The organism is Streptomyces flavusporus (genome assembly GCF_046267975.1).
GTDB classification, from domain to species: domain Bacteria; phylum Actinomycetota; class Actinomycetes; order Streptomycetales; family Streptomycetaceae; genus Streptomyces; species Streptomyces flavusporus.
Map to the genome: position 1 here is coordinate 2475413 of NZ_CP176503.1, position 21171 is coordinate 2496583.

Consider the following 21171-nt stretch of genomic DNA (forward strand, 5'->3'; position numbering starts at 1 on the left):
CGGGCACGGTGGAGTTCAACTCCCGAGCGTGAGGCGGGGCTTGGGGGCGTCCGTGCGTCCGGTCCGGGGGCGCCGGCTGCCCGCGCGGTACGGCGCCGGCCAGGCGACGCCCGGCCCCTCGTAGCCCTGCTCGGCGGCGGCGTGCAGGGTCCAGTGCGGGTCGTAGAGGTGCGGGCGGCCGAGCGCGCACAGGTCCGTGCGCCCGGCCAGGATCAGGGAGTTGACGTCGTCCCAGGAGGAGATCGCGCCGACCGCGATCACCGGGATGCCCGCCTCGTGACGGATGCGGTCCGCGTACGGTGTCTGGTACGACCGCCCGAACTCCGGCCGCTCGTCGGCCACGACCTGCCCGGTCGACACGTCGATCGCGTCGGCGCCGTGCGCGGCGAAGGCCCGGGCGATCTCGACGGCCTCCTCGGCCGTGGTCCCGCCCTCGGCCCAGTCGGTGGCGGAGATGCGGACGGTCATCGGCTTCTCCTCCGGCCACACGCCCCGTACGGCGTCGAAGACCTCCAGCGGGAAGCGGAGCCGTCTGGCGAGGGAGCCGCCGTAGGCGTCGGTGCGCAGGTTGGTCAGCGGGGAGAGGAAGCCGGAGAGCAGATAGCCGTGGGCACAGTGCAGTTCGAGCAGGTCGAAGCCCGCGCGGGCGGCCCGCCAGGCTGCGGCGGTGAACTGCTCGCGCAGATCGGTGAGTTGGGCACGGGAGAGCTGTCGCGGGGTCTGGCTGTCCGGCTTGTACGGCAGGGGTGAGGCGGCCACGAGCGGCCAGTTGCCGTCGGGCAGCGGTTCGTCGATGCCCTCCCACATCAGCCTGGTCGAGCCCTTGCGCCCGGAGTGGCCGAGTTGCACACCGATCGCGGTGCCCGGCGCCTGCGTGTGCACGAACTCGGTGATCCGCTTCCACGCCTCGGCCTGCTTGCCGGTGTAGAGGCCGGTGCAGCCGGGCGTGATCCGCCCCTCGGGGCTGATGCACACCATCTCTGTCATCACCAGTCCGGCGCCGCCGAGGGCGCGGGCGCCGAGGTGGACGAGGTGGAAGTCGCCGGGGACGCCGTCGGTGGCGGAGTACATGTCCATGGGCGAGACGACGACCCGGTTGCGCAGGGTCAGGCCGCGCATCCGGAACGGGGTGAACATCGGGGGCGTGCCGGGTGGGCAGCCGAACTCGCGCTCGACGGCCTCGGTGAAGTGCGCGTCGCGCAGCCGGAGGTTGTCGTGGGTGACACGGCGGCTGCGGGTGAGCAGGTTGAAGGCGAACTGGCGGGGCGGCCGGCCGAGGTACAGCTCCAGGTTCTCGAACCATTCCAGGCTGGCGCTGGCCGCGCGCTGCGTGGAGGCGACGACCGGCTTGCGCTCCTCCTCGTACGCCGCCAACGCCCGCTGCAGCGAAGGCTGTTCCTCCAGACAGGCCGCGAGCGCCAGCGCGTCCTCGACGGCGAGCTTCGTGCCGGAGCCGATGGAGAAGTGGGCGGTGTGGGCGGCGTCGCCGAGCAGGACGACATTGCCGTGCGACCAGCGCTCGTTGACGACCGTGCGGAAGGTGGTCCACGTCGAGTTGTTGGAGCGCAGGGGTCGGCCGCGGAGCGCGTCCGCGAAGATCTTGGCGCAGCGGTTGATCGACTCCTGCTCGTCGAGCTCCGCGAACCCGGCCGCCTGCCACACCTCCTCGCGCATCTCGACGATCACGGTGGAGGCGTCGGCCGCGTACGGGTAGCCGTGCAGCTGCATCACGCCGTGCTCGGTCTCGGCGATCTCGAAGCGGAAGGCGTCGAAGGGGAAGTCGGCGGCGAGCCAGATGTAGCGGCAGCGGTGGGCTGCCGCCTGGGGCCGGAAGATGTGGGCGTAGGCCTCGCGGGTGCTGCTGTGCACGCCGTCGGCGGCGATGACCAGGTCGTACGTCTCCGCGAGCCGGGCCGGGTGCGGGGCCTCGGTGCGGAAGCGGAGCTCTACGCCGAGGGTGCGGCAGCGGTCGTGCAGGATCTCGAGGAGGCGTTTGCGGCCGAGGGCGGCGAAGCCGTGTCCTCCGGAGGTGTGCTGGGTGCCTCCGTGCACGATGTCGATGTCGTCCCACCGTACGAAGTGCTGCTGCAGGGCCTCGTACACCACCGGGTCGGCGTGTTCGATGCCGCCCAGGGTTTCGTCGGAGAGGACGACTCCGAAGCCGAAGGTGTCGTCGGGGGCGTTGCGTTCCCAGAGGGTGAGCTCACGCTCGGGGTGGAGGCGTTTGAGGAGGGCGGCGGCGTACAGCCCTCCGGGGCCGCCGCCGATGATCGCGACTCGTAGGGGGTGGTTGGTCTCATGGAGCGGCTGCGGGTCCGTTGTGGCTTGTCGAGCAGTTCCCCGCGCCCCTGAGGTCGGCGCAGTCCCCTCGGCCGAGAACATCCCCTACCTCCCCCGCCACTTTGGAGGGCGCTTTTCCTTGAACGCCGCGTGGAACTCTGCGTAGTCCTCGCCGTTCATCAGGAGGGCCTGCGTCGCGGCGTCGAGCTCGACGGACGCGGTGAGTGGCATGTCCAGCTCCGCCGTCAGCAGCGCCTTCGTCTGGGCGTACGCCAGTGCCGGGCCCTCGGCCAGGCGGCGGGCCAGGGCCTGGGCGGCCTCGTCGGCGCTGCCCTCGTCGGTGAGCTCGCTGAGCAGGCCGATCCGCTCGGCCTCCGGTGCCCGCACCGGCTCGCCGAGCATGAGGAGGCGGGTGGCGTGGCCCAGTCCGACGACCCGCGGCAGCAGGTACGCGGCGCCCATGTCGCCGCCGGACAGGCCGACCCGGGTGAAGAGGAAGGCGAAGCGGGCGGTGGGGTCGGCGACCCGGAAGTCCGCGGCCAGGGCGAGGACGGCCCCCGCGCCGGCCGCCACGCCGTGCACCGCGGCGATCACCGGGAAGGGGCACTCCCTCAGGGCCCGCACCACCTGGCCGGTCATCCGGTTGAAGTCGAGGAGCTGGGCGGTGTCCATCGAGAGGGTCGCGCCGATGATCTCGTCGACGTCCCCGCCGGAGCAGAAGCCGCGTCCCTCGCCGGCCAGCACCAGGGCGCGCACGGACCGCTCCCGGGCCAGCTCGGCGAGCAGGTCGCGCAGGTCGGCGTAGGCGCCGAAGGTGAGGGCATTGAGTTTCTCGGGGCGGGTGAGAGTGACGGTGGCGATGCCGTCGGTGCGGTCGACGCGCAGATGGCGCCAGCGTGAGGTGGGTGCGGCGGAGCCGGTGAAGGGACTCATGGGGTGCGGCCTCCTCGGGCGGGCACTGCCTCAAGACCTCTTACCCAAGACGCTATCACCAATCTGTGACTACCGTCACGATGGCGCTATAAGCCGTGGTCACGGTCCTGATCCCAGGGGTGCGCTTCCGTCACATACGTCACCGAAGATCAATAACGTGGTAACAGCGGGAGCAGCTGTGCGAGACCGTCCGTTCACCCGGGTAAGCCGGTCATACGGGGCCGAAGGTCCCGGGCGACGCCCGTCGTGAGCGCGTTTCGAGGGCGTCGTACCATTCCTGAAGTTGAAAGCAGGACAGCCTGAATGTCGGCCCCAGGAGCCTGCTCCATGAACGGACTCGCCTTGCACGAACGCCCCTCTGCCCACCCGCCGCCCGACCACCTCCCCTCACGGAGGCACTTCGTGCCGCCCCTGCCGTCTGCCTCCTGGCGTGTCGCACTGCCGCACTCCGCCGCGGCCGTGCCCGTGGCTCGCGCGCTGGTCCGCACCGCGCTGGCCGAGCTGGAGCACGGCGCCGACAGCGACACCGCGGAGCTGCTCACGGCGGAGCTGGTCGCCAACGCCGTGGAGCACACGGCCGGCCGCGCCCCGATAGAGCTGGTGGTCGAGCTGCTGCCGACCGCCTGCCAGGTGGAGGTGCACGACCCGGACCCGGCGCCGCCGGGCGACCTCACCCGGCCCGGCGACGGTCCGCCCGACCCGTGGCAGGAGCATGGGCGCGGTCTGCTGCTGATCCGTACCCTCAGCTCCTCCTGTGGTCACCGCCCCACCGAGTCCGGCAAGGCGGTGTGGTTCAGACTGCCTGCGGTACCTCGTCAGCGACGGCCTCGTCCGGCGTGACCTGGGCGAGCCGCGAGTTGCGGCGCCCGTAGCCGACGTACACGAGGAATCCCACCGCGAGGAACACCGCGAACTGGATCCAGGTCGCCCGGCCGGTCTCGTACATCAGGTACAGGCAGAAGCCGACGCCGAGCAGCGGCAGCACGGGGTACAGCGGCACCCGGAAGGTGCGCGGCAGGTCCGGCTCGCGGCGGCGCAGGGCGATCACCGCGACATTGACCACGGCCATGACGGCGAGCGTGCCGATGGTGCACAGGTTGACCACGGAGTCCAGCGACGCGAAGGCCGCCGGGACGGCGAAGACCACCGCGATGATCAGGGTGCCGGCGACCGGCGTGGCGGTCCTCGGCGACACCTTCTCGAAGACGCGCGGGACGAGCCCGTCCCGGGACATCGACATCAGGATGCGGCTCTGGCCGTACATCACCGCCAGCACCACCGAGGCGATGGCCACGACCGCGCCGAAGGCGATCACTGTGCCGCCGACGCCGGAGCCGGTGACCTGGTCGACGACGTACGACAGCGCGGCGGGCCGGCCGCCGACCTCGTCGCCGCCGATGGCGCCGATCGCGGCCAGGGCGACCGCGCAGTACAGAGGGTGACCAGGCCGATGCAGACGAGGATCGCGACCGGGATGTCCCGGCGCGGGTTCTTCGCCTCCTCACCGGCGGTGGTGATCGCATCGAAGCCGATGTACGAGAAGAAGGCGGCCGTGGTGCCCGCGCCGATGCCGGCCAGTCCGGCCGGGGCGAACGGCACGAGGTTGCCGTCCTGGAAGGCGCTGAAGCCGATCGCGCAGAACGCGACGAGGATGGCGAGCTTGAGCGCCGCCATGGCGGCGGTGGCCCGGGCGCTCTCGCGAACGCCGCGCACCAGCAGGGCGGCGGCCATGGCGATGACCAGGACCGCGGGCAGGTTGACGACCCCGCCGTCGCCGGGGCTCGCGGAGAGCGCGGCGGGCAGCTGCAGGCCGATGAGGCTGTCGAGCAGTTCGTTGACGTACTGGCTCCAGCCGACCGCGACGGCGGACACCGACACGCCGTACTCCAGGAGCAGGCACCAGCCGACCAGGAAGGCCGTGGTCTCGCCGAGGCCCGCGTAGGCGAAGGAGTACGAGGAGCCGGAGACGGGGATCGCGCCGCCCAGCTCGGCGAAGGCGAACGCGGTGAACACGCAGGTGATCGCGGCGAGCACGAAGGAGACGACGACGGCGGGGCCGGCCTGGGCGACCGAGTCGGACAGGCCGACGAAGATGCCGGTGCCGACGATGGCGCCGACGCCGAAGCAGATGAGCTGGAACAGGCCCATGGTGCGCTTCAGGCCGTGGCCTTCGCGGTCGGCGCCGGAATGGCCACCAGCAGGGCGGGGGACTTGATGCGGGGCATACGGGTGGTGTTCGTTTCTGGTGGTGCGGGTGCGACCGGGTCAGGTCGCGCGGCGGCCGCGGAAGGGGTGGCTCCGGGCCGCCGGACAGCATAAGGCGCCGGGTCAGGCCAGCGTGGCCACCAGCACGGCCTTGATGGTGTGCAGCCGGTTCTCCGCCTCGTCGAAGACGACCGAGTGGGCGGACTCGAAGACCTCGTCCGAGACCTCCAGGTACTCGAGGCCATGCCGCTGATGGATCTCGCGGCCGACCTTGGTGCCCAGGTCGTGGAAGGCGGGCAGGCAGTGCAGGAACTTCACGTCCGGGTTGCCGGTGGCACGCAGGACGTCCATGGTCACGGCGTACGGGCTGAGGGCGGCGATCCGCTCGTCCCAGACCTCCTTGGGCTCCCCCATGGAGACCCAGACGTCCGTGGCGACGAAGTCGGCGCCCCGGACGCCCTCGTCCAGGGACTCGGTGAGCGTGATGCGGGCGCCGCTGGTCTCGGCGAGCGCGCGGGCCCGGTCGACGATGTCCTGGGCGGGCCAGTAGGACTTCGGGGCGACGATACGGACGTCCATGCCGAGCAGGGCGCCGGTGACCAGGTAGGAGTTGCCCATGTTGAAGCGGGCGTCGCCGAGGTAGGCGAAGACGATCTCCTTGATCGGTTCGGCGCTGTGCTCGGTCATGGTGAGCACGTCGGCGAGCATCTGGGTGGGGTGCCAGTCGTCGGTGAGTCCGTTGTAGACGGGCACGCCCGCGTACGCCGCCAGCTCCTCGACGTCGGCCTGGCTGTCGCCCCGGTACTCGATGGCGTCGAACATCCGGCCGAGGACGCGCGCGGTGTCCTTCACGGACTCCTTGTGCCCGATCTGCGAACCGGAGGGATCGAGGTACGTGGTCGAGGCGCCCTGGTCGGCGGCCGCGACCTCGAAGGCGCAGCGGGTGCGCGTCGAGGTCTTCTCGAAGATCAGCGCGATGTTCTTTCCCCGCAGGTACCGGGTCTCGGCCCCGGCCTTCTTGGCGGCCTTCAGCTCGGCGGCCAGCTCGATCAGGCCGCGGAACTCGTCCTCGGTGAAGTCCAGTTCCTTGAGGAAGTGGCGGCCGGCGAGTGAGGTCGGGGCTGTCGCCATCGGGCGCTCCAGAGTTACGGGTACACGGATTCCTGGAAGTCTATACGACTGTCGACATTTCTATGCACCCGGTGGGATTCCTATACGGCATCCCGTTCGACCGGACAGCTCATGCACCGCGGCCCACCCCTGCCCCGGCCCAGCTCGCTGCCCGGGATCTCGATCACCTCGATGCCCTGCTTGCGCAGGTGCGTGTTGGTGGTGGAGTTCCGCTCGTAGGCGACGACGACGCCCGGCTCGACGGCGAGGACGTTGCAGCCGTCGTCCCACTGCTCGCGCTCGGCCGCGTGCACGTCCTGGGTCGCGGTCAGGACCCGGATCTCGCTCAGGCCCAGCGCGGCGGCGATCGCCCGGTGCATGTGCTCCGGAGGGTGGTCGGTGACCTTGAGCTCCTTCTCACCGACGCCCGGTTCGATGGTGTACGAGCGAAGCATGCCGAGCCCCGCGTACTGGGTGAAGACATCACCGTCGACCATCGTCATCACGGTGTCGAGGTGCATCAGGGCGCGCCGCTTGGGCATGTCGAGGGCCACGATGGTCTGCGCGGAGCCCGCGGCGAACAGCTTGTGCGCGAGCATCTCGACGGCCTGTGGCGTGGTCCGCTCGCTCATGCCGATGAGGACGGCGCCGTTACCGATCACCAGGACGTCCCCGCCCTCGATGGTGGACGGGTAGTCGGCCTGCCCCTCGGACCAGACGTGGAAGCCCGTGTCGCGGAAGAGCGGGTGGTGCCGGTAGATCGCCTCGAAGTGCACCGTCTCGCGCTGACGGGCCGGCCAGCGCATGGCGTTGACGGAGACCCCGTCGTAGATCCAGGCGGAGGTGTCACGGGTGAAGAGGTGATTGGGCAGGGGTGCGAGGAGGAAGTCGTCGAGCTCCATGACATGGAAGCGCACGGAGGTCGGTTCGGGGTGCGCCTCCAGGAACTCCCGCTTGGTCATGCCGCCGACGAGGGCCTCGGCCAGCTCGCGCGAGGGCAGGCCCTCGAAGGCGGCACGGAGGTGGTCGGTGGCGAGCACCCCGTACTCCTTCTCGTCGAAGACCCGGTCCAGGACGAGCTTCCTGGCCGCCGGGATCTCCAGGGCCTCGGTGAGCAGATCGCCGAACAGGTGGACGGTGACGCCACGGTCGCGCAGCACGTCGGCGAACCCGTCGTGCTCGGCCCGCGCCCGGCGGACCCACAGGACGTCGTCGAAGAGCAGGGCGTCCTTGTTGCTGGGCGTGAGCCTTTTGAGCTCGAGATCGGGCCGGTGCAGGATGACGCGGCGCAGCCGCCCGGCCTCGGAGTCGACATGGAATCCCATGCCTCCATCCTGACCATTCGCGCTCCTGTTCACCCCCCTTTTCATGTGCCCCGTGCTCAGCGCCCGCGGAGCCGGCCCGCCTCCAGGACGCGGGCCGGCTCAGCGACCGGAGCAGGACTACAGCCGCGGGTCCACCGGCTCGGACTCCAGGGCGAGCACCCCGAACACCGCCTCGTGCACCCGCCACAGCGGCTCACCCTCGGCCAGCCGGTCCAGGGCCTCCAGACCGAGCGCGTACTCGCGGATCGCCAGCGACCGCTTGTGGTTCAGGAACCGTTGCCGCAGCCGGGCCAGGTTGTCCGGACGCGTGTACTCGGGACCGTAGATGATCCGCAGGTACTCGCGGCCACGGCACTTGATGCCGGGCTGCACCAGACGTCCCTCTCCTCCCCCACTCTCGGCTTCGCTCGAGCGGGGGCGCCCCCACCGCACGAGCGCCCCGAGCGGTTTGACGACCATGCCCTCGCCGCCCCGGCCGGTCATCTCCAGCCACCAGTCGATGCCGGCCTGGACCGACTCCGGGTCGCCGGTGTCGACATACAGACGCCGGGTGGTCTGGAGCAGTCCGCTGCCGTCGTGCTCGACGAGCCGGTCGAGCAGGGCGAGTTGCTCGTCGTGCGGCAGTCCGGCGAGGCTGCGGCCCTGGACCGCGAGGATCTGGAACGGGGCCAGGCGGACGCCGTCCAGGCCGTCCGTGGTCCAGCAGTAGCGGCGGTACGCCTCGGTGAACGCGGCGGCGTCCGCTGCCCGTTCACGCTGGCGGGACAGGAGGCCGGCCACGTCGACGCCGCGGGCCGCCGCGCCTTCCAGCGCGGTCAGCGCGCCCGGGAACACCGCCCCGGAGGCGGCGCCGACCGCCGCGTACTGACTGCGCAGCAGCCCGGACGCCTTCAGCGACCACGGCATCAGCTCGGCGTCGAGCAGCAGCCAGTCCGTGTCGAGGTCCGCCCACAGACCGGCCGCGTCGACCGCCGACCGCAGCCGGCCGAGGATCTCCTCGGTGACGGACACGTCGTCGAAGAAGGGACGGCCGGTACGGGTGTAGAGGGACCCCGTCGCCCCGTCGACGCCGAACCGTTTGCGCGCCGCATCCGCGTCCCGGCACACCAGCGCCACCGCCCGCGAGCCCATGTGCTTCTCCTCGCACACGACCCGCGCGACCCCGTCCGCCGCGTACTGCGCGAACGCCTCGGCCGGGTGCTCCAGGAAGTGTTCATCAGCGGCTCCGCCGCGGGCGTCGACCTGCGAGGTCGCCGTCGGTGCCATGGTCGGCGGCAGGTACGGCAGCAGACGCGGGTCGACCGCGAAGCGGCTCATGACCTCCAGCGCGGCCGCCGCGTTCTCCTCGCGGACCGAGATCCGGCCGGCGTGCCGGGTCTCCACCACCCTGCGGCCGTGCACGTCCGCCAGGTCCAGCGGCCGGCCGTCATGCCCGCCGGGTGCCTCGGACCTCAGCGGCTTGGCCGGCTCGTACCAGACGCGCTCCGCCGGTACGTCGACCAGTTCCCGCTCCGGCCAGCGCAGCGCGGTGAGCTTGCCGCCGAAGACGGCGCCCGTATCCAAGCAGATGGTGTTGTTCAGCCACATACAAGGTGGTCGACGTGGGGGTTCACTTCCGGCGACCACGCTCAGGGCTCTGACCAGCAAGACATTGGCGAACTTAGACGAACATTGCGTAGCGCAACCGAGTAATCTGACGCTCCCCGAGGGCTCCCCCACCCACCCGACTCCCCAGACACTCCCCAGGATTCATCCCCCAGCCAGGACTCCCTCAGGGGCTATTCGGCGGCCAGGCCCCCCGGGCTGTAAGGCGCCCCTCTCCGGGCGGCAACGCTTCGGCGCTCCTCCTCCATGGCCATCACGCACTCCTGGCAGGCCCGGACATCCTGAATTCCACCGGCAGGGGGCCGGATCGTTTTCACGTGGGCCGTGAGCACTTCCCCCTTGGAGGGGTGGCGGAAGCAGACGCCGTCGTCCCACTCGTAGAGGTCGAGGATCTGCTGGCGGTCCATGTCGGTCTCCCAGTGAGTTGGCCTAGTGGTAAGCGGGGGGTGTGGCCCTGATGCCCGGGCCGCTCTGTGGGATGCGTGGGCGTCGGGCCGTTCACTCGAAGGCGTGAACAGACGTTCGAACGCTGACAGTACCTGTAGCCCTGCGGCATATGCCAGACCGCAGGGCTGCCAGTGGGGGGTGGCAGTGGTGGTGCGGTGGAGGCGCGGTGACGCTTCCGCCTGCCCTACGGGGAGGACCGCGCCGTCCGTCGCACAGCTTTCATGATCGGAGAATGCCGCAAATCTGCTGCTGACTTATGATCATGGTCGGTAAAGCGTTGCTCGAGTGCCAGCCGATCAACCCGCATGGATCCTCGACGCCCGCCGGGCCGTCGGCGACCGCATCCGGGTACGCAGGCTGCACCAGAACATGACGCAGGAGAGCCTGGCTCACACCTCGGGCCTGGACCGGTCGACGATCCAGCGCATGGAAGCCGGCCATGAGATGAAGTTGAGCCATCTCCTGCTCGTCGCTCACGCCTTGCGTGTGCACGTGACCGACCTCCTTCACGGGTGACCTGCGCGGACGCAGTGATCGTCCACCGAGATTTGAGCACGAAACCCGCAGTAACGGAATGCCTGATCTGCATTTATCTACACACAGTTCATACAGTGCACGATATTGACGAATGCTCACCTTTGATGCTCTGGCCAGGGCTTTCCTGTGAGGCACGACTGAACGATCAGTTAGTACCGGTTGGGTACGGAATCCGCAGCTAACGGCTTGTCATGCCGTCTCGCCGTGGAGCCGGCGGTAGGCGTCGTCGCCCTGCTCGCGGTAGGCGTGCCACAGCTGCTCGGCCTGGTCGCAGCGTCCGCGGTCGATGTCCCTGCATACAGGGCAGTGCGTGGCGTGGGTGACGTACTCGCTCCAGGCCTGCTGCAGGGGGCTGAGCCTGCTTCCGGCGGATGCGAGGGGATGTCGCCTTCCCGCGCTGGGGGTGTCGTCTCTACCCTCGTCCACGTCGACGCTCCGATCGTCGGCCATGCCCCCGGGCCGTGACCGCGGTCGCGGGGGTCTCTGTGTGCTCCATTGACCGTACTACCCCCTACTACCCCCGTGGGTAGCTATGGCAGGTCAGGGGGCGTCGCCTACCGTCCAGGCGTGATCATCGACAGGGAAGGGCCCGTGCCGCCGTACCGGCAGATCGCCGACGACCTCCGGCGGCAGATCGAGGACGGAACGATTCCCCCGGGCCGGCGCATCCCGTCGATGGTGGAGCTGGAGCAGACCTACGGCGTCGCCCGCGACACACTGCGGAAAGCCACGCAGGTGTTGAAGGACGAGGGGCTCGTCGAGACGGTCACCGGCATGGGCATCTTCGTCGTCGACCGCTCCATCTCATAGCCCGCTGTCCGACCCGGCCGATACGATCTCGGCATGCCTCCCTCTCCCCCGCCGTGTGGCCGTGTGCGCCCGGCTGCCGTGGTGAATGAGGAGATCCGCGCGCTGATGGCGGAGACCGGGACGTGGCTGTGGGGGCCTACGCGGGAGCGGTACGAGCGGCTGCGGGATGAGTGGGTGCGGGCCGTGCACGAGGAGATGACGACCGCGGCGTGAAGAAACCCCGCCCGCAAGGGGCGGGGTGGGTTGTGCGGCGGCTGCCCTCCTCAGCACTCTTCACGGTTGCCCGCTGGCGTCGGAACAGCTCTCACCTAGTGCGAGGCCGCGCGTCCAGTATGGCGGACGCCGCCACGTAGGATCCGGCCGTGGCCACCATCGACTTCCCCGAGAACCTGCTGGAGCTGGAGCGTTCCGCCTGGGCTGCGATCCAGGCCGGGACCCTCACCCCCGACCAGGCCGCCGCCCGTACAGGAGGGCGTGACCGCGTTCGCCACCGCGGCCGGGCACGACCGGCACGTGGTGGAGATGGCACTGAAGAAGGCCGTCAGGCACGGGGCGGGCTGACAGCAGCGCGCCCCGCCTGCGTGACCAGACGGGGCGGAGCTCAACTCACGCAGCCAGCATGGGTTGATAGTGCGATCAGCTTACGAGGCGGCACTGACAACGCCGGGGCGACGCGTGGACAGCACGTACCGTCCTGCCCCGAAGCCCTGCTTGGCAGCCCGCCGCGTGTTCGCCCGCAGCTGCGCGAACGACTTCGCCAGCAGGCGCAGCCCCTCAGGCATCTCGATCGCGGGCGGATCCGGGTAGTGCCGGTCGAGCTGCTTCAGCGCGCGGTCGACGTTCGGGTACGGGCGGTAGGCCATCAGTCACCAACTCTCGGCAGCGGTGGCCTCGCGGCCGTCGCTCGTCACGGCTCGAACGATGACTCCGAGGTCGTCGTCCATCACCACGTCGAGGTGAACCGCGTCAGCGGCGGGCTCAGGGAAGTGGTCGATCCACGACTCGGTCATACCGCCAGCATGGCAGACGGTCACGCCTCGCCGGGCCACGTCGTCAACGTCTCGCCCGTCTCCTCGTCGACGAGGGTGACGCGGGCGCCCGGCCTGCCCCAGTCGCCGACCCACGACGCGAACTTGCGGCGCGCGGTCTCCTCGCTCCCCCACCAGCCGTGCGCCGCCGGGCGGCCGGCGGTGGTCAGGGTGAGGTGGAAGCGGCCGGGCTGCATGCGGCCAGGATGGCATGCGCGAGCGCCCGACCAGACGGCCGGGCGCTCGGGGTTTGGCCGTCGCGCGACGGAGACCGCCACCACGACCACTGAGCACCATGCACGGCGCGTCAGAGCTACCCCCAGAATGCCAGACGCCCCGCCAAGACGGGGGATGCTTGGCGGGGCCTACGGCCAGTGTGGCATGGGACAGGCGGCTACAAGTGACGGTTGAAGTCGAGGAAGAGCCAGATGAGCCTTGATCCGTAGGGCCAACGGGCAACCGCGCCGTACTGCTGCAGATGCATGAGGGTGCGCGAGGGCCACGAGTCGCCCACCTCCAGCGGGGCACGCCCTTCGCGCACTTCCGTCGGGTAGACCAGGATCGACTGCTGCGCATTCCTGCACGCGCTCGGGTAGAAGAAGGCACCCGTCGGTCGGCTCACGCGCAGCGGCCCGCTCCAGCTGAGCGTGCCGTCAGAGTCCGCGCCGTTCTGGCACATGTCGAGCTCTGCCGTGAACCGGTCATGGGTTTGTGCTAGCTTCGCCGCGTTGCCGGTGCGGTCTGCGTCGGCCCCTGGGGTCCCGCCGGTACTGATGCACGTGTAGGTCACGTCTCCAGCACCGATGAGGGCGTGGAGCTCGACGAAGGCAGCGTGCTGGTGGAGGGGCCATTTCTCGGGTCGGTACCGAGCCGAGCTACCAAGAGCATCGGCGTAGCCCGTCCCATGGATTCCGCCCTCGTCCATCTCTCCGCGGATATGTCGGTTGCGGAGCCTGAACATCGCGGCAACAGCGTTGTGATCCTTCTGGATGTCTTGCCAGACCGACTCGGCCAGGTCCTCATGAACGGTCATCGCGTCGCCTCCGAATTGGCCGTGAGTTCAGTCCGCCCGCCTGCGCGGAGCTCGGGCACGTACTTGTAGACAGTGGTGCGGCTGACTCCGAGCAGCTTCGCGATGGCACTGATGGACGCCTCGGGGTCGGCGAGCAGCGCACGCGCGTGGCGGATCTGCTCCTCCGTCATGGCCGGCGGACGTCCGAGCCGTTGCCCGCGGGCGCGTGCGGCGGCGATGCCTTCGTGGGTGCCCTGGACGATGAGTTCGCGGATGAACTCGGCGAGGGCGGCGAAGACGTGGAAGACGAGCCGACCGCCGGGGGTGGTGGTGTCGAGGGCTTCGTGCAGGGAGCGGAAGCCGATGCCTTCCTTGCGGAGGCTGCCGACGATGTTGATGAGGTCTTGGATGGAGCGGCCCAGGCGGTCGAGGGACGGCACCACGAGGGTGTCGTTCGGTCGAAGGTAGTCGAGAGCCTTCTGGAGTTCCTCGCGTTCGGCGTTCTTGCCGGACTTCTTGTCGGAGAAGATCCGTTGGCAGCCGCAGGACTGGAGGGCGGCGATCTGCCGGTCGAGGTTCTGGCCCTTGGTGCTGACGCGGGCGTACCCGATGAGGGCGCCGCCGCCACCGACTGGGGCGAGGAGGTCTGAGGGGTCGGGTTCCATGGACCCATTGTCCAACAAAGGGTCATCGTTGGTATATGAACATTGAGACTTTCTGCGCACCCTTTCTGGACAACTCGCAGTGCAGGTATGCCCGTTTCATCCTCCCGTTGTTCAACTAGCCAGCAATCGATCGATTGATGGACAGTCACGGACGGCTACACCCCAACCGGGTGCGCTTCAGGGAACGTTATGCGCTAGCCGTCATCTCCTTGAGCACCCCCAAGACGGCCCGGCAATCGTCGGCCGCGCGATGCCCTGCGCCGGGCAGGGACTGCCACCGGTAGTCGCCCTGCCGGTACAGCGGCTCGTCGTCGCGCGCTTCGTAGTCCCACGTCCAGTCGCCGCACCATTCGGCGTAGGACTGCATAGCGCAGTCCTCCCACGTCTGGGCAGCCAGCCAGGCGCGCGCCGCGGGGTGGATGCGCCGCCGGCTGTTGCGGGGTTTCTCCAGGTTCACGTAGCGGGTGCGGTAGTGGTGGTGGAGTTCGACGGCGAGGCGGCGCTTGTCGAACTCCCGGTTGTAGATGATGACCTTGCGGTTGTGCAGAGCCGTGGTGAGCAAGACGAGGAGGTCGCTGAAGCTGGGGGCGTCCTTGACCATGTCGTCGGTGATGCCGTGGATGCGGGTTGCCTCAGCCGGGATGGGCGCACCGGGGTTGACGAGGCTGTCGAGGAGAACGCTGCCGTCGATGCCGAGGACGGCGATCTCGACGATGCGCGCCCCGTCGTGGAGGCCGGTGGTCTCCGTGTCCAGGACTACTGAGGCCGGATCCTCGAGGACCCTGCGCGCCCACAGGGCAGCCGCGTCGTGGTCCTGGCGAAACATCGCGACCATCTCTTGCTCGCACCATCCCTTGTGGATGCCGTCGCAGTGCGGGCAGGACCGTTGCTTCCACCAGATCGCCCGTCCGGCGGCGAGTGCGGAGAGCTGGGCAGGGGTCGACTTGGGCCGTGCGGTGGTCTGTTCGAGTGTGTAGAGCGGGGCGTGGTGGTGGCGGGGCATGCAGTACAGCCACGCCCGCGGGCGGGCCTTCTGGCCGGGGCGCAGTCGGCGCCCTGCGTCCCGGAGCTGAGCACGGGTCATGAGGTGCGTGGGGGCGCTGCCGGTGCTGTAGACGGGCAGGTCCTGGTAGGTGGCGGTCATCGGTGAACTCCTGGGCGGGTGGAGCGGGTTGGGGTAACTCTGATGCTGCCCTGCTCCCGGCATTGCGCGCAATCCCCCACAAATCGCGCCGACTTACCCCTATAGGGACGCGTGTGTGTGCGGGGGTCTAGCGGCCCTCTGATGCCCTGGTAATGACTCGGTAAAGAGTCGACGGGCGCCCCTGTGTCAGGACGTAGCAGAGCGCCCCCGCAGCCCGAAGGCTGCGGGGGCGTCTGTCACGCGGGTTCGTCCGACAGGGGTTCGAGGGGCGGGTCGTACACCGGTTCCTGGAACGGGTTGGTCGCCGGTGCGGGTACGGGCTGGGGCGGGGCCTCCCCCAGCTGCACCAGCGACCGCATGTCCGCGGCCGTGTCATCCCGGCGCGGCTGCAAGGGAATCGGGTCGGGCATGGGCGTCTCCTACGGGTACTGGCGACGGGTCGGGTCGAGGCCGGCAGTAAGCGGGACGAGTGGATCGTCGTCGCCGCCGCCGGTCTGGCGGCACGTGTAGTGCGTGGAGCCGTCGCCGTCCGGGGTGCACTCGTAGGTGGCGCCCTTGTACACGAACGTCCATCCCGACGGCGGCGGGCCGGGCGGACCCTGCTCGCCGCGCTCGCCCTGGATCCCCTGCTCACCGCGCTCGCCTTGAGGGCCTGGAGGGCCGGTCACTGTATCGCCTGGGGGCCCTTCGGGACCGGGCACTGTGGAGTCCGCGCCAGGTCGCCCCGGGGCCCCGGACGCGCCAGGCGACGGCGTAATGGTGGGCGCGGGCTTGCCCGACTCGCCCGGATCCCCCTTGGGGCCGGGTGGCCCCGGGATCGGCACCGGCACCTCGGCGCGGTCGGGGAGGCCCTCGACAGCCTTCGTCGGGTCGGGCGCAACGGGCGTCCCGCCCTCGGCCTTGACCTGCTCGCGCAGCGCCCGCACGTCTCCGGCGAGGGTGGCTACCGCGTCGCCGCGGAGGTCGGCCTCGGCACGGGTCTGCGCGTACTCGGCGGAGAGACGGTCGACTTGCTGCTGCCCCTGCAGCCACACGACGCCGATAGCACCGCCGAGGAACAGCAGCGCCGCAACAATCCACAGGAGGTGACGGCGCCGGTACAGCAGGCTCTCCGCGCGTGTCACGGGTCACCCCCGAGCTGCTGCACCAGCAGTTTGAGGCGGGTGACTTCCGCCCTCTCCGTGGCCAGCTCCAAGCGCACCTGAGCGAGTTCAGCGCGCAGCTCCTTGCGTTCCTCCTGGAGCTGGTCAGTCAGCGAGTTGTATCCGGTGATGACTCCGCCCTCCCGCTGCGCGCGGTTGGCGCCCTTCGTGCCGTACATGGCTGCCACTGCGGCCACGGGCCCGCCGACGAGAGCGGCTATCGCCGTAACCATGGCGGCGTCCATGAGGCGCCCTTCCGGTCGCGCATATCTGGCAGGGTCAGACGCTCTTCGTGGTCGGGCCGGCCGGGGAGACCTGGCCGCGGGTCATGAGGGCGAGCGCGGCGAGGACTACGGCGTTCAGCGCGCCGACCTTCTCCGCGGACAGCTCCAGCCCGTAGGCGGCGAGGAGTGCGGCCACGGCGGCGACGAGACCGGTGAACGCGCTGGGTGCGATGGGCCGGGTGATGGCGGCGGTGGCCGCGGCGAACACGGCGGAGATGACGGCGACGATCGCGCCCGCCTGCTCGTTGCTGAGGCCGAAGTTGAAGGTGACGAGCAGCGACAGCGCGGCGCTGATCGTGGCGATGAGGAGAGCGGGCTCCCTGCCGAAGGTCTTCATATGGTTCTCGTTTCAGACGGGCTGCGCGAACGAGCGGCAGCCGATGACGGTTCCGCTGGAGTTGCGGACCTCCCGGTAGGGGACGAGCAGGTCGCTGCGCCGGTCGGCGAGAGCGAGGGCGACGACGAGGGGCACGATGTACTGGTAGCCGTCGCGCTTCGGTGGGAGGTTCTGGGCGTGCCCGAACTCCACCATCTCGAAGGCGATGCCACCGCCCAGCTCGATCGTGGCCAGCCGGGCGGGCACGGGCTCGGGCTCGATGACCTCGCGCAGATGCGGTTCGAGGTCGTCGATGCCGTCCTCGCGCTCGGCCCAGTACAGGCGGATCGGGTGCGGTGTGAGGTTGAGGATCATGAAGCGTCGGGGACGTCGATGCGGATGTTGATGGATTCGAGCTCCGCGCGGAGTTCGGCGACGATCGCGGCCGGGTCGAGGTCGCCGATGTTCGCGGCGAGGGTCGCGACGGCCTGGACGAGCTTGTCGTTCGTGGCCTGCAGCGCGGCGAGCTTCGCCTCGGTGCGGCGGGCGATGATCTCGATGTTCTGCAGGCCGGTCGCCGGGGCAATGTAGGGGTTGTCCTTGGCGGTGTCCGGGTTGGGGTTCTTCACGAACCCGTCCGTCAGCCAAAGGGTTTTGGCGTCGGCAGCTGTCAGAGCCACGGGCTCCTCCTCGTCGGGGTCGTTGGGGTTCCAGTCGGCGGCGTGGGCGAGACGCTCATCAACGGCCGCGCGGAAGGCGTCCATCGCGAACGAGGGGTCGATCTTCCTGCGGGTGCCTTCCTTGTGCCCGATCACCGAGTTCGCGGTCCAGCCGTGCGCCCGGCAGATCGCCGCCGCCCACCGCACCGCCGCCTCGTACTGCACGGCCGGATACGGGTCGCGGCCGTCGCCGAGGTTCTCGATCTCGATGCCGTAGTAGCAGTCGTTCGCGTCGATCGGCTCCGCCGCATCCGGCCGCGGATGCGTCGACGACTCGTTCAGGACCGCCTGGTGGGCATTGGCCGCGAACGTCCCCGCATGGTTCGCGCGGCCAGCGCTCACCATGGTGGCCACGCCGCTCTTGCTCAGGTGGGTGTGGCACAGGGGCCCGGGCAGGGATGCGGTGCCGTTGTAGCAGAGCGCCAGCGAGTCCCGGCCGGCCGTGTGGTGGATGACCACCCCGTGCACAGGCCCGAAGGTCTTGCCGGTCTCGTCGTCCCGCTCATGGGTGCGCCACGACCGGTACTCGCGGACCGTCACGCCCTCGGCGCGGAGCACGGCCAGGAACGTGGCCGCAGGCAGAGGTGTGGCCATCAGGTCTCCATACATGCAGAAGGCCCCGGCCGGCGGCGCGGGGCGGGGCGAGGTGGGCGGGCTCTGTGCTACGCGGGTTCGTACATCCAGTCGCTGATCCCGGCGGCCGAGATGGTCTTAGTGACTCTGTCGATGTGCTCGTGCCCGCTGGCGTTGAGCGAGTCGGTGAAGGCCTGAATGGCGGCGTCCACGTCGGCCTCCGAGTAGTTGAAGCCGGTGCCACGCGTGCTGAGGCGCAGAGTGAACGACCCGAAGAACGTGGGACCGTCCGCATTGAATGTGTAGATCTGCTCGTCATCGACGTATGTGGTGGTCATTAAGCTCCTTATGCGGGTTCGAACAGGGCCCAGGCGACAACGGAAGTGTCACTGGCGCCGGTGGACTTGATCTGAAAGTTCGTGCCCACCGTGCGCCCTGAGATGTACGGGCTGGCGGGCGTCCCACCGGGTGTTTGGATCGTCAGGAAGATGCGAGTGTTGGCGGTGATCGAGGTGTTGGCGATGGTCACGGCGGTAGTGCCGTTGAGCGTGGCGACGCCCATGCGGGCGTTGGCGCCTTCCTTGATGGCGACGCCGCCGCCGGCCGTGCCGAGGTTCAGCGCCTTCGGGGTTGCGTCCCAGATGTTCCACACGCCGCCGGACTGGCCGGACGCTGCGGCGAGGTAGCCGCCGACGTTCAGGTTCCCGGCGACGTCGGTCGGCCCAGCGAACGCGTCGACAGGCGCCGCAGTGGTGCCGGTGCGTTCGGCTATGTTCAGGCCCCTGCGCAAGACGGTGTTGCCGCCTCCGTCGGACCAGCCCGCATTCGCGGCGTGCAGGAATCCGGAGGCGACGGATACGTACTCGCAGTTGGTGAACCTGGCCCCGAACTGCGGGGAGTTGGTCTGGGTGCCGTTGTCGTCGGTGCCGGGGTAGCAGGTGACCATGCCGACGAGGACGGGCACGGTGGCGCCGTTGCAGGCGAGGCCCGCATAATTCCCGCCGCCGGCACCGCCGTTGCGGCCGTCGCGCCGGGTGTGGAGGTTCTCGATCTGGATCGGCGGGTTGCCGGTCGCGTCGACCAGGACGCCGTTGAAGCCGTTGCGGTCGGTGCTGCAGTCGCCCAGCAGCATGCCGCCGGAGCCGGTGCCGGTCGCCCAGTCGCCGGTGATGTGGAACCCGTTGTTCGCGTTCCACTCCGCGCGGCAGCCGATCATCTGCGAGTTCGCGGCGTTGTTGATCTCGAAACCGTTGGCGCCGTTGCCGATGGCCTGGCAGTCGATGAGGGTGATGTCCGTCATCACCTGCACGTGGATGCCGTGCCAGCCGCAGTTGTCGACCATCACCCGGTGGCAGCGCCACGAGTAGGGGAAGAAACCAGCGTTGAACTGGGTGTTGATGCCCGCGCCGGTGACCTTGCGGATGGTCACGTCCCGGAGCCCGACGTTCTGAATGTTTCCCTTGGCCAGGATCCCGTCGATGCCCGGGGTGGCGGCCGCCGACCCGTCGATCATCACGTTCAGGATGCGGTGCTCGGCTGAGATGGTGGAGTAGCCGCCCTCGGCCTGGTCGAGGAACTTGAGCACAGCGTCGCCGACGAATGAGGGCAAGGGCGCGATGTAGCACGGCGGATCGACGAGCCCGACCACCGTCATCAGGTTGGTGTGCGTGCCCATCAGCGTCACCGCGGGCGGGATCGTCAGCGGAGCCGACGTGCGGTACGCGCCCGCGGGCAGGTAGACGATGCCGCCCATCGGGCAGGCCGCGAGCGCGGATTGGATGGCGAGCGTGTCGTCGGTGACGTTGTCGCCCTGCGCGCCGAAGTCCTTCACGTTCAGCCAGTCCCGCACCGATCCGGCCGACGCCTCCTCGCTGTCGCCGACGTTGTGGGCCTCCATCCACGCGCGGCTGGAACCGCCCGCGTCCGCCCACATCCCGGTGATGCCATCCGGGCCGTAGAAGGTGGGGATGAATCCCTGTGCGTCCGCGGTCACTTGCGTGACCGGCGCGTTCAGTTCGTCAAGGAGGTCGGTGTACTGGGTACCGCCGTCGGCCGCGGACCAGAAGGTGATGGTCGCGCCGGGGGCGATGCTCCACAGGCCGTCACTGGGCTGAACCACGTAGTCGGCGATGCCGGCGCCGAACTCCTGCCGTGCCATCAGTCCACCACCCAGCTCAGTCCGGACATCGGCAACACAGAGTCGCCGCTGCTGATGGTCGGTTTGTTCACCAGCCACACCTGACCGGCCCTGGTGGAAGCGTTGGAGTAGACGATGAAGCGGCCGATGTTCACGCCGGTGATGTAGGCCAGGCCGTACTGGTCGCGGGTCGGGTGCCGGTATGCGGCGGGGATGATCGCGGGGAGGCGGGATTCGATGTCGTCGGCGAGGGTGCCGCCTGCCCGCTTGAATGCGCCGAGGCGCAGGTGCACGTTGCCGTTGCGCTTCTCCAGGACACAGTCCACCTCGTTGGACCAGGCCGCTGTGGGCGCGTTGACGTTGATGACGCCCGAGTCGTCGAAGACGGACCGCCAGCTGCTGCCTGTCCACTGCACCGCACGCCCGGTGTCGGTCTCGAAGTTGATCTCTCCTGGTACCGGGAGCGGGTTGCGTGTCGAGGAGGTGCACGGGCGCACGCGAGTCCCGACGTACAGCTCTTTGCGGGTCACGGTGACCGTGCCGGCGCCGCTGAGGAGGGTGACCTCGGCGAGCGGGATTTCGTAGGTGCCGGTGTCTCCCGTCGACTGGGACAAGGCAGGCACACCCGCCCCGGGAGTGCCCTGCTTGACGGCCGCGCGTACCGTCCACGCGGACCGGTCGAGGCGCAGCACGACACGGTCGATGCGTGTCTGTCCGCTGGAGTTGGCCGTGACGGGCAGCGTGACGGCGGTGGCGCCAGAGGTCCAGGCGTGGCCGCGCAGGGATCCCTCGACGCCTGCGCGGATGGTCACTGACAGGCCGGTCCCCGCGGACACCACGGCGGCGTCGGTGGGGGTGCCGTACACGCCGTTGTCGCTGAACCGGGCAGCCATCTTCTC

Annotated in this window: 25 protein-coding genes and 2 pseudogenes; 4 read left to right on the plus strand and 23 right to left on the minus strand. The window is 69.6% G+C overall.

Annotation, left to right across the window (positions count from 1 at the left end):
- Positions 1 to 15: 15 nt before the first annotated feature.
- Together ACKTSN_RS11600 and ACKTSN_RS11605 are read right to left on the minus strand one after the other, a co-directional pair.
- Positions 16 to 2382, minus strand: a complete 2367-nt coding sequence (locus tag ACKTSN_RS11600) for a bifunctional salicylyl-CoA 5-hydroxylase/oxidoreductase (RefSeq protein ID WP_409469032.1) — start codon at positions 2380 to 2382, stop codon at positions 16 to 18.
- A 3-nt stretch (positions 2383 to 2385) separates the two neighbouring features.
- Positions 2386 to 3213 carry an enoyl-CoA hydratase family protein gene (locus tag ACKTSN_RS11605; protein ID WP_409469033.1) on the minus strand — a complete coding sequence of 276 codons (828 nt, stop codon included), beginning with the start codon at positions 3211 to 3213 and terminating at the stop codon, positions 2386 to 2388.
- Positions 3214 to 3540: 327 nt separating this feature from the next.
- On the opposite strand from ACKTSN_RS11605, the gene ACKTSN_RS11610 reads away from it, so the two are divergent.
- A complete protein-coding gene (locus tag ACKTSN_RS11610) occupies positions 3541 to 4053 on the plus strand; it encodes an ATP-binding protein (protein WP_409469034.1) in 513 nt (170 codons plus the stop codon).
- Here ACKTSN_RS11610 and ACKTSN_RS11615 read toward each other — a convergent pair.
- From ACKTSN_RS11615 to ACKTSN_RS11635, 5 genes and pseudogenes are all read right to left on the minus strand, one after another.
- A pseudogene (locus ACKTSN_RS11615) lies at positions 4007 to 5438 on the minus strand (amino acid permease). The gene ACKTSN_RS11610 and the pseudogene ACKTSN_RS11615 overlap by 47 nt on opposite strands.
- 103 nt (positions 5439 to 5541) lie before the next feature.
- On the minus strand, positions 5542 to 6549 hold the full coding sequence (gene argF / locus ACKTSN_RS11620) for an ornithine carbamoyltransferase (protein ID WP_409469035.1): 1008 nt from the start codon (positions 6547 to 6549) through the stop codon (positions 5542 to 5544).
- Between the two features lie 80 nt (positions 6550 to 6629).
- Entirely contained in the window at positions 6630 to 7853 is a 1224-nt protein-coding gene (locus ACKTSN_RS11625) for an arginine deiminase (RefSeq protein WP_224736427.1), read from the minus strand.
- A gap of 117 nt (positions 7854 to 7970) precedes the next feature.
- Positions 7971 to 9443, minus strand: a pseudogene (locus ACKTSN_RS11630) (polynucleotide kinase-phosphatase); the annotation flags it as partial.
- 188 nt (positions 9444 to 9631) lie between these two features.
- On the minus strand, positions 9632 to 9865 hold the full coding sequence (locus ACKTSN_RS11635) for a hypothetical protein (RefSeq protein WP_409469036.1): 234 nt from the start codon (positions 9863 to 9865) through the stop codon (positions 9632 to 9634).
- Between the two features lie 325 nt (positions 9866 to 10190).
- Here ACKTSN_RS11635 and ACKTSN_RS11640 point away from each other — a divergent pair, with 325 nt between their 5' ends.
- Entirely contained in the window at positions 10191 to 10421 is a 231-nt protein-coding gene (locus tag ACKTSN_RS11640; protein ID WP_409469037.1) for a helix-turn-helix domain-containing protein, read from the plus strand.
- Between the two features lie 210 nt (positions 10422 to 10631).
- On the opposite strand, the gene ACKTSN_RS11645 is transcribed toward ACKTSN_RS11640, so the two are convergent.
- Positions 10632 to 10868, minus strand: coding sequence for a hypothetical protein (locus tag ACKTSN_RS11645; RefSeq protein WP_409469038.1), 237 nt, complete (start codon positions 10866 to 10868; stop codon positions 10632 to 10634).
- A 141-nt stretch (positions 10869 to 11009) separates the two neighbouring features.
- Here ACKTSN_RS11645 and ACKTSN_RS11650 point away from each other — a divergent pair, with 141 nt between their 5' ends.
- Complete coding sequence (locus ACKTSN_RS11650) at positions 11010 to 11252, plus strand: GntR family transcriptional regulator (protein ID WP_409469039.1); 243 nt, start codon at positions 11010 to 11012, stop codon at positions 11250 to 11252.
- A gap of 33 nt (positions 11253 to 11285) precedes the next feature.
- Entirely contained in the window at positions 11286 to 11465 is a 180-nt protein-coding gene (locus tag ACKTSN_RS11655) for a hypothetical protein (RefSeq protein ID WP_409469040.1), read from the plus strand.
- A 428-nt stretch (positions 11466 to 11893) separates the two neighbouring features.
- Here the strand turns inward: ACKTSN_RS11655 and ACKTSN_RS11660 are convergent, their stop codons facing one another.
- The 15 genes from ACKTSN_RS11660 to ACKTSN_RS11730 form a co-directional block, all read right to left on the minus strand.
- Entirely contained in the window at positions 11894 to 12115 is a 222-nt protein-coding gene (locus ACKTSN_RS11660; RefSeq protein ID WP_409469041.1) for a hypothetical protein, read from the minus strand.
- A 3-nt stretch (positions 12116 to 12118) separates the two neighbouring features.
- Positions 12119 to 12262, minus strand: coding sequence for a hypothetical protein (locus tag ACKTSN_RS11665; protein ID WP_409469042.1), 144 nt, complete (start codon positions 12260 to 12262; stop codon positions 12119 to 12121).
- A gap of 20 nt (positions 12263 to 12282) precedes the next feature.
- Positions 12283 to 12477 carry a hypothetical protein gene (locus ACKTSN_RS11670; RefSeq protein WP_409469043.1) on the minus strand — a complete coding sequence of 65 codons (195 nt, stop codon included), beginning with the start codon at positions 12475 to 12477 and terminating at the stop codon, positions 12283 to 12285.
- Positions 12478 to 12674: 197 nt separating this feature from the next.
- Positions 12675 to 13313, minus strand: a complete 639-nt coding sequence (locus ACKTSN_RS11675; RefSeq protein WP_409469044.1) for a hypothetical protein — start codon at positions 13311 to 13313, stop codon at positions 12675 to 12677.
- Entirely contained in the window at positions 13310 to 13957 is a 648-nt protein-coding gene (locus ACKTSN_RS11680; RefSeq protein ID WP_409469045.1) for a recombinase family protein, read from the minus strand. The genes ACKTSN_RS11675 and ACKTSN_RS11680 overlap by 4 nt, the downstream gene beginning before the upstream one ends.
- 187 nt (positions 13958 to 14144) lie before the next feature.
- A complete protein-coding gene (locus ACKTSN_RS11685; RefSeq protein ID WP_409469046.1) occupies positions 14145 to 15101 on the minus strand; it encodes an exonuclease domain-containing protein in 957 nt (318 codons plus the stop codon).
- 236 nt (positions 15102 to 15337) lie between these two features.
- Positions 15338 to 15511, minus strand: coding sequence for a hypothetical protein (locus ACKTSN_RS11690; RefSeq protein ID WP_409469047.1), 174 nt, complete (start codon positions 15509 to 15511; stop codon positions 15338 to 15340).
- A gap of 9 nt (positions 15512 to 15520) precedes the next feature.
- Positions 15521 to 16225, minus strand: a complete 705-nt coding sequence (locus tag ACKTSN_RS11695; RefSeq protein WP_409469048.1) for a collagen-like protein — start codon at positions 16223 to 16225, stop codon at positions 15521 to 15523.
- Positions 16222 to 16488, minus strand: a complete 267-nt coding sequence (locus ACKTSN_RS11700) for a hypothetical protein (RefSeq protein ID WP_409469049.1) — start codon at positions 16486 to 16488, stop codon at positions 16222 to 16224. The genes ACKTSN_RS11695 and ACKTSN_RS11700 overlap by 4 nt, the downstream gene beginning before the upstream one ends.
- 34 nt (positions 16489 to 16522) lie before the next feature.
- Positions 16523 to 16864, minus strand: coding sequence for a hypothetical protein (locus ACKTSN_RS11705; protein ID WP_409469050.1), 342 nt, complete (start codon positions 16862 to 16864; stop codon positions 16523 to 16525).
- 12 nt (positions 16865 to 16876) lie between these two features.
- A complete protein-coding gene (locus ACKTSN_RS11710) occupies positions 16877 to 17218 on the minus strand; it encodes a hypothetical protein (RefSeq protein ID WP_409469051.1) in 342 nt (113 codons plus the stop codon).
- Positions 17215 to 18156, minus strand: coding sequence for an N-acetylmuramoyl-L-alanine amidase (locus ACKTSN_RS11715; RefSeq protein WP_409469052.1), 942 nt, complete (start codon positions 18154 to 18156; stop codon positions 17215 to 17217). Before ACKTSN_RS11715 ends, ACKTSN_RS11710 begins: the two co-directional genes overlap by 4 nt.
- 68 nt (positions 18157 to 18224) lie before the next feature.
- Positions 18225 to 18473, minus strand: a complete 249-nt coding sequence (locus tag ACKTSN_RS11720) for a hypothetical protein (protein ID WP_409469053.1) — start codon at positions 18471 to 18473, stop codon at positions 18225 to 18227.
- A gap of 8 nt (positions 18474 to 18481) precedes the next feature.
- The gene (locus ACKTSN_RS11725; protein ID WP_409469054.1) at positions 18482 to 20293 is read right to left on the minus strand and encodes a right-handed parallel beta-helix repeat-containing protein; all 1812 of its coding nucleotides are present in this window, start codon (positions 20291 to 20293) and stop codon (positions 18482 to 18484) included.
- Complete coding sequence (locus tag ACKTSN_RS11730; protein ID WP_409469055.1) at positions 20293 to 21165, minus strand: hypothetical protein; 873 nt, start codon at positions 21163 to 21165, stop codon at positions 20293 to 20295. Before ACKTSN_RS11730 ends, ACKTSN_RS11725 begins: the two co-directional genes overlap by 1 nt.
- Positions 21166 to 21171 lie beyond the last annotated feature (6 nt).